The sequence below is a fragment of the Dorea hominis genome (assembly GCF_014287705.1).
Lineage (GTDB): Bacteria > Bacillota > Clostridia > Lachnospirales > Lachnospiraceae > Dorea_D > Dorea_D hominis.
Genome location: NZ_JACOOY010000002.1, coordinates 27,342 through 43,227 on the forward strand (window position 1 = coordinate 27,342; position 15,886 = coordinate 43,227).

12 protein-coding genes are annotated in these 15,886 nt (G+C 42.5%); all 12 read left to right on the top strand.

Features of this window, described 5'->3' with window-relative positions; translation table 11 throughout:
* Positions 1–9 precede the first annotated feature (9 nt).
* The 12 genes from H8S07_RS14345 to H8S07_RS01665 all read left to right on the top strand — a co-directional run bounded on the left by H8S07_RS14345 (position 10) and on the right by H8S07_RS01665 (position 15,798).
* Positions 10–567, top strand: a complete 558-nt coding sequence (locus H8S07_RS14345; protein ID WP_330598494.1) for a class C sortase — start codon at positions 10–12, stop codon at positions 565–567.
* A complete protein-coding gene (locus H8S07_RS01615; protein ID WP_243175949.1) occupies positions 567–7,253 on the top strand; it encodes a sortase in 6,687 nt (2,228 codons plus the stop codon). The genes H8S07_RS14345 and H8S07_RS01615 overlap by 1 nt, the downstream gene beginning before the upstream one ends.
* Positions 7,237–8,532, top strand: coding sequence for an InlB B-repeat-containing protein (locus tag H8S07_RS01620; RefSeq protein WP_186855300.1), 1,296 nt, complete (start codon positions 7,237–7,239; stop codon positions 8,530–8,532). The genes H8S07_RS01615 and H8S07_RS01620 overlap by 17 nt, the downstream gene beginning before the upstream one ends.
* A 364-nt stretch (positions 8,533–8,896) precedes the next feature.
* On the top strand, positions 8,897–9,088 hold the full coding sequence (locus tag H8S07_RS01625) for a DUF6472 family protein (RefSeq protein WP_021861429.1): 192 nt from the start codon (positions 8,897–8,899) through the stop codon (positions 9,086–9,088).
* A gap of 75 nt (positions 9,089–9,163) precedes the next feature.
* Complete coding sequence (locus H8S07_RS01630; protein WP_186855301.1) at positions 9,164–10,549, top strand: alanine/glycine:cation symporter family protein; 1,386 nt, start codon at positions 9,164–9,166, stop codon at positions 10,547–10,549.
* A gap of 61 nt (positions 10,550–10,610) precedes the next feature.
* On the top strand, positions 10,611–10,823 hold the full coding sequence (locus H8S07_RS01635; protein WP_021861427.1) for a FeoA domain-containing protein: 213 nt from the start codon (positions 10,611–10,613) through the stop codon (positions 10,821–10,823).
* A 169-nt stretch (positions 10,824–10,992) separates the two neighbouring features.
* Entirely contained in the window at positions 10,993–11,925 is a 933-nt protein-coding gene (locus tag H8S07_RS01640) for a ketopantoate reductase family protein (RefSeq protein ID WP_117537386.1), read from the top strand.
* Between the two features lie 53 nt (positions 11,926–11,978).
* Positions 11,979–12,821, top strand: a complete 843-nt coding sequence (locus tag H8S07_RS01645) for a putative ABC transporter permease (protein ID WP_186855302.1) — start codon at positions 11,979–11,981, stop codon at positions 12,819–12,821.
* A 16-nt stretch (positions 12,822–12,837) separates the two neighbouring features.
* Complete coding sequence (locus H8S07_RS01650) at positions 12,838–13,263, top strand: Fur family transcriptional regulator (protein WP_186855303.1); 426 nt, start codon at positions 12,838–12,840, stop codon at positions 13,261–13,263.
* Positions 13,264–13,422: 159 nt separating this feature from the next.
* Positions 13,423–14,271: a metal ABC transporter substrate-binding protein gene (locus H8S07_RS01655; protein ID WP_334299405.1), complete on the top strand. Its 849-nt coding sequence runs from the start codon at positions 13,423–13,425 to the stop codon at positions 14,269–14,271.
* Between the two features lie 43 nt (positions 14,272–14,314).
* On the top strand, positions 14,315–14,998 hold the full coding sequence (locus tag H8S07_RS01660) for a metal ABC transporter ATP-binding protein (RefSeq protein WP_186855305.1): 684 nt from the start codon (positions 14,315–14,317) through the stop codon (positions 14,996–14,998).
* A complete protein-coding gene (locus H8S07_RS01665) occupies positions 14,998–15,798 on the top strand; it encodes a metal ABC transporter permease (protein ID WP_021861422.1) in 801 nt (266 codons plus the stop codon). Before H8S07_RS01660 ends, H8S07_RS01665 begins: the two co-directional genes overlap by 1 nt.
* The last annotated feature ends 88 nt before the right edge of the window (positions 15,799–15,886 follow it).

Genomic DNA, 15,886 nt, shown 5'->3' on the forward strand with positions numbered 1-15,886 from the left:
TACCGGGAAATATTACATATCCCCGGAAGTGAAGTAATGGCATATGTGGATATTCCGGGAATCCGTATATATCTTCCGGTATATCATGGAACGGACGGTGAGGTGCTGGAAAAAGGGATCGGGCACCTCGGTGCGACAAGTGTTCCGGTTGGCGGTAAAGGAACTCATGCAGTACTTACCGGGCATACAGGACTGGATAAAGCAAAATTATTTACAGATTTGGAAGAGGTCAGAAAAAAAGATCAGTTTTATATTCATGTGCTGGGAAAAATCCTGGCATATGAAGTGGACGATATTTCTGTTGTACGTCCCGATGATACGAAGAAACTGTATGTGCAGGGAGAGCAAGATCTGGTGACGCTTTTAACCTGCACGCCGTATGGAGTGAACAGTCACAGATTACTGGTCAGAGGACATCGTATTTCTTACCGGAAGGAAGCATACAGAGAAGAAAAGCATAAGAAAAGGAAGACCAGATGGCAAAAGGAGTATCGGAAAACTTTGCTGATCGCAGCGTCGATGGTTGTGTGCGTTGGAATTTTAAAAAGAAAGTGGACATCTGAGTGATGAAAAAGACAAAGCTTGCGGGAATTGTTTTGTGGTTACTTGGAATATGTCTGTATTTTTATCCGGATGTGGCAACAGATCTGCAGGAGATAAAAGTACAGGCATTTGTAAAAACGTATGAGCGTGAACATAAAAGCAGACGAAGGAGTGTAACAGGAAGCAGGCAGGAAGAATACGGATATATTCAGATCCCGAAAATGAATGTGACGCTGCCACTTTATAGAAATGAGACAGAAGAACATCTTGCGTGGGGAGCTGCTATTTTAAAAGAAAGTGGACTTCCAGAGGAAAAAGGGCAGAATTGTATCATTGCAGCGCACCGGGGATACCGGGGAAAGCCTTATTTCCGGGATATTGAAAAGCTGGAGTATGGTGATGTAATTTATGTGCGGACACCTGAGCAGAAACTGGAATATAGAGTGCAGGATATGGATATCATCCGGCTGGAAGAAACACAGAAAATAAAAAAAGAGAAAGATATGCTTACGCTTCTGACCTGTCATCCATATCGGGGGAATGGAAAATTCCGTTACCTGGTATATTCAGTCAGAAAGCGAAGAAAAGAAGGAGACAGGAGCATGACAGAATGCAGGAAGATACAGAAAACGCAGGATGTACGGGTAGAGCAGTATTTCCGGAAAATCTGCGGAATAATTCTGCTTATATTATTGCTGACCGGAATATGGGGAATGTCTGCAAAGGCTGCCAGACACAGCTTGTCAAAGAAAATAGATACGAGCAGTCACATTGTGACTTATCAGTGGAAAAGTAATGCAAAGTTCAATACCGGAAAAGGGTTACAGTATATAAGGGAAAATGCCTGTGTGCTGCTTCATTATATGGATGGCGAACTGGGGCAGTGTGTCTATGCGGAGCAGGATACACCGGTTGGTCCTGCGAAAGAATTCGATGTGACAAAAGACAGCCGCACAAGCTGGATGTATGAACGGAAAAACGGATATGAGAAATATAAATATATCGGTATCGCACAAGAATATCTGCTTTCAGGAAAAGTCACACTTCGTGGGATTACCGGGAGCAGTAAACTGATGAAACTTCCGAAAAGCAAAAGACAGATGCTCGCCCAGGGATTCAGCTGGTATATGCAGCATGCATCCTACAACCGGACGGAAGGAAAGACGGTAAAGCTGATCAGTCAGGTTCCGGATTTTGGTGCATCGAAACAGATCATTCTATATGATCAGCTCTATACGGAAGCAAAGAATATACTGGGAGATTATACGATCACAGAGAAAACTTACAAACTGGAGAGGTATGGAAACACTCATCAGCCGATCGCTGTTTTTAAAATTGTGACGAATCCAAAACCGGTCATAAAGAATGTAGAAAGAAAAGGTGCCGGTGAGTCATCCCAGAAAGTATCACTTCGGATCGACAAGAGAGACATTCGTACAGAAAGAGCACTGGAAGGAGCTGTTTTTCAGTTAAGCTGTGACGGAAAAGCGATTGTGGATGTGATAACGGATGCAGATGGGAAAGCGCAGTATATTTATGAGCGGCTGTTGAAGACGAAGACATACACGGTGTCAAAAAAATATGTGTCAAACTGGGATGATCTGGATAAAAAGAAGAAATCAGAGGCGACAGAAAATGGCTATTATCAGAATAAAAGTCTGGCAGAAAAGGCAGCAAAAAGAGAGATAAATAAAAAAGTTCAAGCGGAACTGTCTTCTTTGCAGAGTAAGTTCCACTTATGGAATATAAAAGAGATAAAAGCGCCTTTCGGTCACAGGATTTCCGATGCAGACGGAGTGATGCTCACAGAACAGACGGAGAAAGATCTAAAAGTACAATTGTGGAATTATCCGGAAGACAGAGAACTTAAGCTTGAAAAGATCAGTGCAGAAAAAGAAGAGAGTGCGGAGACATCCCTGGCAGATGCAATTTATGGTCTGTATGCGGAAACAGAAATAATGGACAGTGATAACAAGCGGGTGCTCTATGTACCGGGAGAAGAAGTGACGGAACTTTGCACAAACCAGAAGGGGCAGGCGAATGCAGGAGGACTTCGCCCGGGGAAATATTATTTAAGAGAAAAAGAAGCTCCGAGAGGATTCTTGTTGGATGACACTGCTTATTCGGTGGATTTACGGACTGAAGATCAGAAAATTACTGTACAGGATGCTATGATCAGAGGAAAGATTCGCATACATAAAACATGTGGCAGACAGGATGGTACAGACAGTATGCCGGAAGAAGGGGCAGCGTTTGTACTGTATGACAGTCAGGGAAGAAAGGTTGAGACTCTGCTTACAGATTTAGAAGGAAAGGCAGAATCGGGATGGCTTCCTTATGGACATTATCGTCTGGAACAGATACAGGGAATTGGAGGATACAGTTTTCTGGCACCGCAGACAGTTGCGGTTACAAGAAATCAGAAAATCTATGAGATAAAAGGGCATGACATGCCAGCATATGCAGGTATTGCAATTTCAAAAGTAAAGAAATTATTTGATGCTGAGACAGGAATTAACGAATGTGAAGCAGAAAAAGGTGCTGAATTTGAAATCCTGGACGCATCCGGGAAAAAGGTAGAGAGTCTTGTTACTGATGAGAACGGAACAGCATACAGCCAGAAGATGGAGCCGGGAATTTATACGATACATCAGAGTAAAGGTGCGGAAAATTATAAAAAGATTCCGGATTTTAAAGTGACGATAAAGTCAGGAGAAGAGCGCTTATTATCTTATTATCTGGAAAATGAGAGTACTGCGCAAAAGATACGGATACGAAAAACCAAGGAAAAGGATGGCAAAGAGACACTGGAAGCAGGAGCGGAGTTTGAAGTATTGAATGAGAAAAAAGAGAAGATGCAGACACTTGTAACAGATGAAAAAGGAGAAGCCTGTGCTTTACTGGATATGCTTTCCTCTGGCGAATCATTCTTTGTAAGACAGACAAAAGGAGCAGAAGGTTATTCCTTTGCGGAAATCTTTGATTCGTCCAAAGAAACACCGGTAGAAGAAGACGGTCATCTCGTCTATACATTCAAAGCAAAAGATGTATTTGAGGATTATGCGTTTATTCACATAAAGAAAATGATGGTTACAGATCGTCCGTCAAAGACAGAAACTGTGACACAGCCGGAAGCAGGAGCCAGGTTTGAGATTCGGAACGAGCAGGGAAAAGCAGTGGAGACACTTACGACAGACGAAAAAGGGGAAGCAGTAAGCGGAAAACTTGCATTTGGAACATATATGATTCATCAGATAGAAGGAGTGTCAACGCACAGATTCAGCGAAGACAGGAAAGTCATCCTTGGGAAAGAGCAAAAAGGAAAAACGGAAGTAATTACTATAATAAATGAAGAAAATTTGATTTCTTTTGAATTAACAAAGCGTTCGGCAGAGACCGGAAAGCTTTTAAATGATGCAACTTATCTTGTGCTGGATGAGAAAGGAGAAACGGTTGCCAGATTTACAACCGGACAGGGGGAGGAGACAGAAAAGCAGGGAGCCGGGATGTGTCGTCTGCCTTACGGACATTACACACTGAAAGAAATTGTATCACCTGATGGCTATAAATGCAGTCAGAAGAAAGAATTTACAATTACATTCAAAGATGCGCCGGATGGAATTATGAAAATGGAAGATCAAGATGTCCCGGTTCGCGGGAAGATCCAGATGACGAAGATGGGTGACCGGTTACATGGATTTTCACAGGGGCAGTTCCAATACAGAACTGGGCAGGTGGCAGGAGCTGTCTATGGATTGTATGCAAAGGAAGATATCTGCCTGGATGATGATTCGGTATTGTGGAAGACAGGAACATTGATCGATAAGAAGAGGACAGATGAATCCGGTAACATAAAATTCACACGCAAACAGGCAGATGGAACAAAGACAGAATTATTTCCACTTGGAATATATGAAGTACGGGAGCTGGAAGCACCATATGGCTATCGAAAAGACGAAGAGATATATGAAGTCCGTCTGACATGGGATGAAAATGCCAAAAAGGAGAATGAAGTCACATCGCCGGATGTACCGGATAACAATACGGATGAGTCACTGCCTGTTACATACCCGGAAGCGAGCAAGGGACGTTATATTTTAAAGTCCGGAAGAGAATTCCGAAGAATACTCCACAGCGTGGAAGATAAGCTTGACACAATAACATTTACAAATGAAAAAGCACCGGAAGGAGCGTCATATAAAGATGTATCTTCATTGGAGGATGGAAGTGTTGTGATGTGGATGGAAGATCAGAATTGCATGATTTCCACGCAGACGGAAGAACAGGATGTCATTCTGAACGCAGACAGTTCTGCGGTGTTCAGACAACTGGTTATGTTGGAGAAGATTTATTTTGATGCTATAGAGACTTCCAGTGTGATCAATGCAAATGATATGTTCAGCAGATGTACAAAATTAAAAGAACTGGATCTGACAAGATTTTATACAAAAAACATGAAATATGTAAAAAATATGTTTCGAAATTGTACGAGTCTGGAAAAAATCTATGCCAATACAAGAATCGAAAATGAGGAGACAGAAGGCTCGCCGGTTCCAGTGAAGGCGGACGTAAGTCCGAAATATGATTTTACAGTAGGAAGTGTTTATAAAACGGAAGATTTTAATTTTCAGCTTGTGTATAGTGACGGTTCCAGGAAAGAAGTATATCCTTCGGACGAAGAAGTACAGATTTTGCCACAGAAAGCAGAAAAAGAAGGAAAAGAGACGGTTGGATTTGTATTTACAAAAGGAAGTCTTGCAGATTATCCGAAAGCAGAGACAATCGTACAGGTTGTAGATGTAATAGATGCAGACAGGCAGGAAGTGAAAGATGTTGATTTCCGGTTGGAAGCAGAAGATGCACTCCTGACGCAGACAATTGAAATTGGAAAAGAAGATGAAAGTGGAAATCCGGTAGAAGGAGCTCTGTTTGGTATGTATGCAGGCAGAGAGATCCGGAATGCGGACGGAGAAATTCTCTTCCGGAAAGGTGAACGAATTATGGAAGCACAGTCAGAAAGTACAGGAGAAGGAACAAGTTCGAAAGTAATGTTTTCCGGACTTCCATCGGATCTTTACAGTTCTGGCGCAGATGGATTATATGAAGTAAGAGAAATAAGAAGTGCACCGGGGTACAAGATTGAAAAAGGAACGAAGAACAGTTGGAGTTTTGATGGAGAACCGAAAGAAAACAGCAGGACAGTAACAGTCAGCAACCGGAAACTTGAACATGCGGAACTTGTGAAGATATGGGATGATAATCGTAATGCGGCAGGGAAACGCCCTTCGGAGATTCTTATTTCTGCAAAAAAAGACGGAATAGAAAAGACATATACATTATCGAAAGAAAATGACTGGAGGCTGGAAACAGACATTCTGGTTGCAGAGATGAAAGAGTGGGAGTTGTGTGAAGAAGTACCGGAAGGATATGAATCTGATGGGATAATTACAGATGAGAAGAAAGGAGTCTGGACGGTGACAAATAAAATTAAGGACCGGCGATGCAATCTGCAGGTAGAGAAGAAGTGGGAAGATGAAGACAATCTGGATGGAATTCGTCCGGATAAGGTAAAAGTGTATCTGTATCAAAATGGTATTCCGTACCGGGAAACAATTTTGCAGGAGGAAAATAACTGGAAAGATGAAAAAAGCTTTGAGGATCTTCCGGCAGAAGATGAGAAAGGAAGAGCTTATGTTTATGAATTCCGGGAAGAACAGACAGAACTTATTGACGGAAACAAGGAGACAGGATATTTACCGCTTTATACGGAAGAAGAGACAGAGGAAGAGAACAGAAGTTTTCTGAAAACGACAATTACGAACCAGCATGTTCCGGAGAAAGGGAAAATTATAATCTTCAAGAAAATTAAAAAAGATGAGATTGACTGGGAAAAATGGAGACCGGAGTTTTCATTTACACTTCATGGAAAAACGCTTTTGGGCGAGGAAATCAACCAACAGGGAATCCTTTCTTTTACAAAAGAAGAAGTCAGGTATCTGTTGGAAGAAACGGATGGATATATTACCAAATCTCTGGAGTTTACAGATCTGCAGCCGGGAACCTATACGGTGCGGGAAGAGCAGACAGATCCTTATTACCGGCTGTCACAGATAAGCTGTACAGACGAAGGTGTGAAGATTGATGAAACAAACCAGGAGATAACCTGGCGGATCGGACGTGACGGACAGTCACAGGGGAGAAGAACGCTGGAAGGACATGCTGTATTTGAAAATCGTGCAAGAACCGGAAAGATCCAGATTAGGAAAACAGATGAGCATGGAAATGCGCTTGCTGGAGTTTTGTTTGGAATCTATGATGCTAATGGAAAGCAGGTTGCTGTGTCCACATCAGGAAAGGATGGGAAACTGGCATTTTCCGGGCTTAAAACCGGACAATATGAGATAAAAGAATTGCAGACAGTTTATGGAAAAAGTAAACTGACAAAACCAATTTCTGTAACAATCCCACTTGTGCTGCCAAAGGAAGAAGCAGAGAAAGAAGGAGCCGATGTAGAGAAAGCAGTCGTTTTTCGGGATTCCTGTTATTATTATGATCTTTCTTACCAGATAAGTAACAGCGCTGTTTTAGAACTTCCGGAGACAGGTGCGCACATTGGATATGGATTATTGCTCGCAGGGATGGCATGTATGAGTATGGGAATGTATGCAGGAAGAAAAAGGAGGAAAGGTAAATATGCAGGAAAAGGATAGACAGTCTCTTTGTACCGGAAAAAGAATTGCCGTTATACTGACAATGAGCATTCTTGTACTGGCAACAGCCGGAATGGTTCTATGGAATGTATTTGCGGCAGAGTCAGCATATAAATCTGGTAGCATGGAGATCAGACTGGACGGAATAAATATGCCTTTTCTCTCACCGGAAGATAAAAATCCGGGAGTGCAGACAGCAATCGGAAAGCTGACACTATCCAGAACGACTGCCCCGACGATAGAAGAACTGCGTGCAAAGTCTACGAAATGGAATGTAAGTCTGAAAGTAGCAGATGGATCAGGAAATGCAGTGAACCGGTATAATTTCCGTATTGGAAAATATGTGAATGGAGAATTTACGGCAGTGACGCAGGTCAGTACCGGTAAGGATGCAAATCAGGGATATTATTACATATTTAATATTCCGATGACGTTTACAATCCCTGCACATAGCCAGATTGCCGGGCAGTCTGTCACAAAGAACTGCCCGGATGGCAGATGTCTCTATTATACAGATGCTGCCGGAACGAAGAAGCTTGCGAAAGAGAAATGCACAGATGAAGTGACAATCGTAACTGTTTACCTGCAGGTAAATGCAGCGCAGACCGGATTAAAGACATATTCCGGAACGCGTTATGAAGGAGCAACTGCAGGAATTACACTGGAGCGTCCTAAGTATCAGGTTACATTTCGTGCGCCGGGATGTACAAATTGGCAGACAGAGGAAATAAAGAAAGAAGTTTCAAGAGGAGAAAGTGTCGGTAAACCATTGGAACCGAAAAAAACAGGATATCGTTTTGAAGGATGGGATAGATCCGGGGAGGAAATGAGCTGTGTAAAAAGTAATCTTAGCATCAACGCAGTGTGGAAACCGGAAGAGTTCAGCTATTGGTTTCATGCAAACGGAGGCAGTGGAACGATGGATGTATTCCGGCTGGAATACCTGGATTCAGGAAAGCTTCCTGCCAATCAATATGTAAGAAGAGGATATTTATTTCTGGGATGGAGCAAAGAAAAGCGTGGCGAAGTAATGTACAAAGATGAAGAACGGATGCATGCAGACAATCCAGAAGAATGTAAATATAATCTGTATGCCATCTGGAAGAAAAAGCGTGCGAATTTTTATCTGACAGAAGTGAAAGAAGATGCAGATATGTTTACAGGTGATGGAAAACTGACCGGCGGTAATGGAACAAAGTATCAGGAACATTTTACTGATTCGTCTTATGCACATACCGATCAGGAAGATGATCCGGGATATTTTACCGGGAAAGAATAAGGAAAACTGTGGATCGCCGTGCTTTTTTCTGTAGCGATCGGTGTAATCTTCGGATTGTATCCGGCAAATAAGGCAGCTAAGAAAAAACCGGTGGAAGCACTTCGGTATACGGCTTGACATTTTCCGTATCTTCCTACAAAATGATAGAGGATATGATGCCAGGGTCAAAAGCCTGAAGCCACGATGTGCTTGCACGTGAGTGGTTTTATGGCTTAGTGACCCGCCCCCCCCGATATGAGCATAAAAGTGGAGCGTAAGCTTCACGATATGCGAATATTGGGTAGAATTGTGGGAGTACGTAGTACGGAACAATTCGTATGGCATCTTTTAACTTTAACATCATTTTACATTAAGAGGAAAAACGATGGCAAGCAAACAGACAAAAGGAAGCTGCGAGAGCTGCACTTATTTCACATATGATGAAGATTATGAGAGCTATGTATGCGATATTAATATGGATGAAGACGAATATATGCGTCTTATTTCCGACCAGCATTACCAGTGTCCGTACTACCGCAATGGTGATGAATATATGGTTGTAAGAAAACAGATGTAAGTAAATATAGTAATAAGTTCCGGTCTGTGGTAAAATAATTTTTAGTATGTTTACGTTATGGAAAGGACCGGGGAAATGATCATTACAATTATTGAAACAATTTACAGATTTTTATGGGGAGATTTCCTGCAGATACCACTTCCTGGCGGTGGCTCTGTAGGAATATCCCTGCTTATTATCTTGCTGATACCGGTAGGAATTTATTTTACAATAAGGACAAGAGTGTTGCCTGTCCGGTTATTTTCGGAGATGGTGAAGGCACTTCTTGAGAAAAAGAAAGAAGAGAGCAGCCTTTCTACATTTCAGACATTGATCGTGTCTACGGCAACACGGGTAGGCATGGGTAACCTGGTCGGCGTGGTAGCAGCAATCTCAGCAGGAGGAGCCGGGGCTGTGTTCTGGATGTGGATAACGGCAGTGATCGGCTCATCTACGGCATTTATAGAAGCAACACTGGCACAGCTTTACAAGGAGAAGGACCCTCTGTACGGTGGTTACCGGGGCGGTCCGGCTTATTATATACATCACTATATAGAAGATAGACAGGGAACGAAGAAAAAGCATGTACTGATTGCCGTTTTATTTGCAATATCCGGACTGATCTGCTGGTGCGGAATCAGCCAGGTGATCAGCAATTCGGTAGCATCTTCATTTGAAAATGCATTTTCTATTCCACCTTTATATACTACGATCGTTCTGGTTATTCTGGCAGCATTTATTGTGTTAAGAAAGAATGCGACCGTGAAAGTTCTGGATGTAATTGTACCAATTATGGCAGTGTTTTATTTTGCAATCACCGTTTTTCTGATCATGACACACATTCCGAGCCTGCCGGGTGTATTTTCCAGAATTTTCAAAGAAGCATTTGGCTTCAGACAGGCAGCTGCAGGTGGCTTTGGAGCCGTGATCATGAACGGAGTGAAGAGAGGACTGTTCTCTAATGAAGCAGGTTCCGGTTCAGCACCTTGTGCAGCCGCAGCTGCTGAATGTGAGCGACCGGGAAAAGCCGGACTTGTACAGGCTTTAGGTGTATTTATTGATACGATCGTGATCTGTAGTTGTACAGCAATGATCATGCTGCTTGCACCGGAGAAAATGCTGGCAGGAAAAGAAGGAATGGAGCTTTTACAGGCAGCTATGCGGTATCATTTCGGGGAAGCCGGAGTTATATTTATTGCGGTCACGCTGTTTCTGTTCAGCTTTTCAACATTCTTGGGAATCCTTTTCTATGCGAGAAGTAATGTTGCTTATCTGTTTGGAGATAACTGGTTTTCCCAGACAGCATACAAAGTGCTGGCACTGGTAATGCTTTTCATCGGAGGAATCGCGACATACACATTTGTCTGGGATCTGGGGGATGTCGGTATTGGACTTATGACCATTTTCAATATTGGAATTTTGTATCTGATGGGTGGCCAGGCACTTGCAGAGATGCGGGATATGGAGAAAAATATGAAATAAAAAATGTTACGATTGACTAACAGGCATGTGCGCTCATACAATGAAAAAAAGAGGTGATAGTATGCAGGCACTTGCAGAGGCGAACGTAGGAGAAGACTACACGATTAAATGGATGTTCGGAGTACCGGAAGTGCTGGATCTAATGGCACAGTACCAGATAAAAGAAGGTGTGGATATCCACATTATACAGAAGTTTATCGGAGGATTGATCATCGGAACGAATCAGGTGAGAATCGCGATCAGCGATGATGCAGCATGGAGAATCAAGGTGTAACAGCCTTGATTCTTTTTATATTGTAGGTGTGGAAATTTATTCCGGATTTTGCTATGATAAAAATGATATGCGAATGATCGGAGAGAATTGTGGAAGTACGAAGTGCGGAACAATTTGTATGGAATCTATAGCACATGACAGCTTATGAATACAGACAGGAGGAAAAAAGATGGATATAAAAAATGCAGCACTGATCGGACTGGGAGCGATGGGCGTTTTTTTCGCGCCACGTATGGAGGAACATCTTGGAAGAGAGAATTTCTGCGTGATCGCAGAAGGGGAAAGAAAAGAAAGACTACAGACAAAAGGCGTGACAGTCAATGGTGTAAACTATCATTTTCCAATCTGTACTCCGGAAGATGGAACACCGACAGATCTGATCATTATGGCAACAAAGGATCTGGGACTTGCACAGGCAATTAAAGATATTGAGAAATTTGTCGGACCGGATACACAGATCTTATGCGTTATGAACGGTGTGAACAGTGAGGAGCAGGTAGCGGCAGCATATGGATGGGAGCATGTACTGTATTCTTATATGCGGATGTCGATTGTAATGAAGGATGGAAAAGCAGATTTTGATCCGTACTGGGGAAAGATATATTTTGGGGAAAAAATAAATGAGACATTGTCCGGGAGAGTAGAAGCAATAAAAGAAGTATTAGAACGTTGTGATATTCCATATGTGATCCGGAAGGATATGTTGAACGGGCTGTGGTTTAAATATATGTGTAATGTTGGTGAGAATCTGACCTGTGCACTTCTTGGTATTCCGTTTGGCGCTTATGTAAAAAGCAAAGAAGCAAGTGCTATCCGCGTAGAAGCAATGGAAGAAGTCCGTGCAGTTGCAAAAGCAAAAGGAATTATCATTACCCAGGAGCAGTTAGACGACCAGTATGAAACGATCAAAAGAATCCCGCCGCAGAATAAGCCGTCTACGCTTCAGGATATAGAAGCAGGAAAGAAGACAGAGATTGAGATGTTTGCAGGCGAGATGGTACGCATGGGAGAAGAACTTGGCGTGGCAACACCTATCTGCCGGCTGTTTCTGAACGGAATTAAAGTACTGGAGCAGAAAAATGACGGATTGTTTCAGTTTTAAAATGACCGGTAAGCTGGCAGTAGAATAAAAATTATAGAAGAAAAGAGATGAATATGGAAATACAGAATATTATTTTATACTTTTTTATTTACGGCTTTCTCGGTTGGTGTACAGAGGTTGCCTATGCCGCAGTCAAGGAACGGAAATTCGTAAACCGTGGGTTTTTGAACGGTCCGATCTGTCCAATCTATGGAGTCGGTGTTGTGATCGTTGTACAGCTTTTAGATCCGTACGCGCATCAACTTGGATTATTATATTTACTGTCGATTGTGCTTACAACGACACTGGAGTGGCTGACCGGATTTGCGCTGGACAAATTATTTCATCACAAATGGTGGGATTACTCGGAAGTTCCATTTAATCTGAATGGCTATGTGTGTATTCCTTTTTCGGCGGCATGGGGTGCAGCGTGTGTATTTGTTGTAAAGATCGTCCATCCGCTGATCTGTAAACTGGTACTGCTTGTACCGAAGTGGCTGACAATCGGTGAGGACGTTGCATTTGGTATCAGTATTTTTGTTGATATTTCAGTAACGGTAGCTGCAATCCTGAAATTTAATAAACGTCTGGAGAAAATGGAGGAGATTGCCGCAGAGTTTCACCGGATCTCTGATCAGATTGGCAGCGACATTTACAAAAGTGTCATGGAAGGCATGGAACGCCAGGAGCGCATAAAAGAACAGACAGAAGCGAGAAAAGAGGAGCTTCGTGGTATGTATCTGGAATTGCAGAAACGCAGCCCTAGAATGACAACACGTATGCTGCGTGCATTCCCGAAGATGCAGCCAAGACTTTATAAGGAGCAGTTTGGACGATTAAAAGAGTTCAGACGTTCAGAATGGCTTGCGACGAAAGCACTGAAAAAAGCAAGAAAAGCAGCAAAGAAAAATAAATAACAAAGAGGCGAAAGCAATGGCAGAGCGAAAAACATATATAACAAAAACGAGAACGGAGATTCTGGAATATCTGAAACAGAACTGGTCAGTAACGGTCAGTGCTTCCGATATTAAGAAGCATCTGGAAGAAAAAGAGATAAAGGCGAATACGACAACGATTTACCGTTATCTGGATAAACTTCTGGCAGAACATGTAATCATCAAGTATGCGGATGCCGGATCAGAAAGAGCAGTTTATCAGTATTCCGGAGAGATGGGGCATTGTGTACAGCATTTGCATCTGAAATGTGTCAAATGCGGAAGAATCCTGCATCTGGACTGTGAGTTTATGGATGAGTTCCGCAACCATCTAAAAGAAGATCATAAGTTCCGTCTATTGTGTGAAGGAGATCTGCTGCATGGGATCTGCGGTGACTGCGAGAAAAAAATGGAAGATAAATAAGCAAATGAGTTGCAAATATCGAAGAAGATATTGACAAATAACTGAAAAAGCATTATTGTGTTAAATGCAAATGAGTTGCATTTTTGGAGGATGATTAGGATGAAGAAGACATTCCGTTATCGTTTCAGCACAGTGGTGCTTTTTTTGTTGGCAATTTCCATGCTTGTAACCGGATGTGGAAAGGAAAGCAGCATGGAGCGTAAAAAAGCAAATGGAAAAGTACAGGTTGTGGCGAGTTTTTATATGATGTATGATCTTGCAAAAAAAATAGGCGGAGATCAGGTGGAAGTGAAGGACCTTGTTCCGGCAGGAACAGAACCACATGAATGGGAACCGGGCGCAAGAGATGTAGCCAGTCTGGAAGATGCAGATGTGTTTGTATATAACGGCGCAGAGATGGAACACTGGACGGATACAATTTTAAATACATTGGATAACAAAGAGCTTGTTGTCGCAGAAGCAAGTAAGGGAGTTAAGCTTACAGGCAGTGATCCGCATGTCTGGCTTGCACCGCTCAATGCAAAAAAGGAAATGGAAAATATCAAAGATGCACTGATAAAAGCAGATCCAAAACACAGAACTGTTTATGAGGAAAATTACAAAAAAAATGCCGAAAAATGTGAAAAACTGGATGAACGGTATAAAAGAACACTCGGTCAGATTAAGAGAAAAGAAGTGATCACTGCGCATGAAGCATTTGGATATCTGTGCCGCGCTTATGATCTGAAGCAGATTGGTATTGAAGGAATTCAGTCAGATTCGGAGCCGGATGCGGCAAGAATGAAAGAAATCATCCAGTTTGCAAAGAAACATGATGTAGGTACGATTTTCTTTGAGGAACTGGTAAGCCCGAAAGTGGCAGAGACGATCGCAAAAGAAATCGGTGCGAAGACGGCAGTGTTGGATACACTCGAAGGAATGAGCGATGAAGATCAGAAAGCGGGTGCAGATTATTTTTCTGTGATGGAAGAGAATCTCAGGACACTTAAGAAAGCTCTCGATAATTAAGAAAAATAAGAAAGCATTTTGGGAAAAGACAGTGAGGGCAAACATGCAGAAAGCAGGTGGCAAAATGGAAGTTATACAGATGAAGGATGTTTCTTTTCATTATACCGGGGATGTACCTATATTGGAAAATGTAAATATATGTCTGAACAGTGGTGATTATGCAATCCTGACCGGAGAAAACGGAAGTGGAAAAAGTACATTCTTAAAGCTCCTTTTAGGAGAATTGGAACCGGATCAGGGAACTGTGGAGATTTTTGGAAAAAAAATTGGGAAAGCGGATTTTAAAGAACTTAAGATTGGTTATGTGCCACAGAACAGTATCAGTGGAAACAAAGACTTCCCGGCAACCGTAGAGGAAGTGATGATGACAGGTCTTTACCGCCCTTTCAAGAAGCGGCTGAGCAGAAAAGAGTGCAGACAAAAGATTACAGTGGCGCTGACAGAACTTGGAATGGAAAGTTTCCTGAAACGAAGAATCGGTGAGCTTTCCGGTGGACAGCAGCAGCGTGTCATGCTGGCAAGAGTTCTGGCAGCAGATCCGGGACTTCTCATACTGGATGAGCCAACCGTCGGCGTAGACTCTGTTTCACTGGAAGCACTTGCGAAAGTGTTACAGAAAAAGAACGAAGAAGGACTTACGATTTTGATGGTAACACATGGAAACACAAAATTATTCTGTGGAGTAAACAGACATTTTAAAGCAGATGAAGGAGGCATTACAGAGTAATGGAGATTTTACAGTATGGATTTATGCAGCGAGCTTTTGTAGTAGGGCTTCTTCTTGCAGTGATCACGCCGTGTATCGGAATTACGATTGTATTAAAGCGACTGTCCATGGTGGGTGATGCACTGTCACATTCGTCACTGGCAGGTGTAGCACTTGGACTTTTACTTGGAATCAATCCGGTACTTGGTGCGGGGGCGCTTTGCATTGTTGCGGCATTTGGAATTGAAGCTATTCGAAAAAAAATACCGCGTTACTCGGAGATGGCAATTGCGATCATTATGTCGGCGGGAATCGGGCTGGCAGGTGTGCTTTCCGGTTTTGTGGAAGACAGTGCGAACTTTAATAGCTTTTTATTTGGAAGTATTGTGTCGATCAGCAGGGGAGAAATGCTCGCAGTATGTATCATCAGTGTGGCAGTCCTGCTTGTGCTTGGCATCTTTTCCAGAGAACTTTTCTATATTGGATTTGACGAAAATGCGGCAAGAATCTCCGGCGTTCCGGTCAGACAAGTGAACTTTATTTTCACGATTCTGACAGCGCTAACGGTATCGGCAGCATCCAGAACGGTCGGAACACTGATCGTGTCCTCCATGCTGGTAGTTCCGGTTGCCTGTGGGATGCAGATGGCAAAGAGTTACCGCATGACGCTGGTGTGTGGAGTGATCGTTGCAGTGGTCACGACAATTACAGGATTATTTTTATCTTACTATGTGGGAGTGAAACCGGGAGGAACAATCGTACTGCTAGAAGTACTGTGGTTTCTCGTTGTAGTGATTGCGAAAAGAGTATTTATACGATAGATAGAAAATTAACAAAGAAGTTCTACCATATCATGTGTGAGAACTTCTTCTTTTTTATGTGGGATTATGCCGAAAAATATTTGAAACG

Coding starts and splice junctions, on each gene's coding strand:
- H8S07_RS01615 (WP_243175949.1), top strand. CDS start 567: ATGAAAAAGACAAAGCTTGCGGGAATTGTTTTGTGGTTACTTGGAATA.
- H8S07_RS01620 (WP_186855300.1), top strand. CDS start 7,237: ATGCAGGAAAAGGATAGACAGTCTCTTTGTACCGGAAAAAGAATTGCC.
- H8S07_RS01625 (WP_021861429.1), top strand. CDS start 8,897: ATGGCAAGCAAACAGACAAAAGGAAGCTGCGAGAGCTGCACTTATTTC.
- H8S07_RS01630 (WP_186855301.1), top strand. CDS start 9,164: ATGATCATTACAATTATTGAAACAATTTACAGATTTTTATGGGGAGAT.
- H8S07_RS01635 (WP_021861427.1), top strand. CDS start 10,611: ATGCAGGCACTTGCAGAGGCGAACGTAGGAGAAGACTACACGATTAAA.
- H8S07_RS01640 (WP_117537386.1), top strand. CDS start 10,993: ATGGATATAAAAAATGCAGCACTGATCGGACTGGGAGCGATGGGCGTT.
- H8S07_RS01645 (WP_186855302.1), top strand. CDS start 11,979: ATGGAAATACAGAATATTATTTTATACTTTTTTATTTACGGCTTTCTC.
- H8S07_RS01650 (WP_186855303.1), top strand. CDS start 12,838: ATGGCAGAGCGAAAAACATATATAACAAAAACGAGAACGGAGATTCTG.
- H8S07_RS01655 (WP_334299405.1), top strand. CDS start 13,423: ATGCTTGTAACCGGATGTGGAAAGGAAAGCAGCATGGAGCGTAAAAAA.
- H8S07_RS01660 (WP_186855305.1), top strand. CDS start 14,315: ATGCAGAAAGCAGGTGGCAAAATGGAAGTTATACAGATGAAGGATGTT.
- H8S07_RS01665 (WP_021861422.1), top strand. CDS start 14,998: ATGGAGATTTTACAGTATGGATTTATGCAGCGAGCTTTTGTAGTAGGG.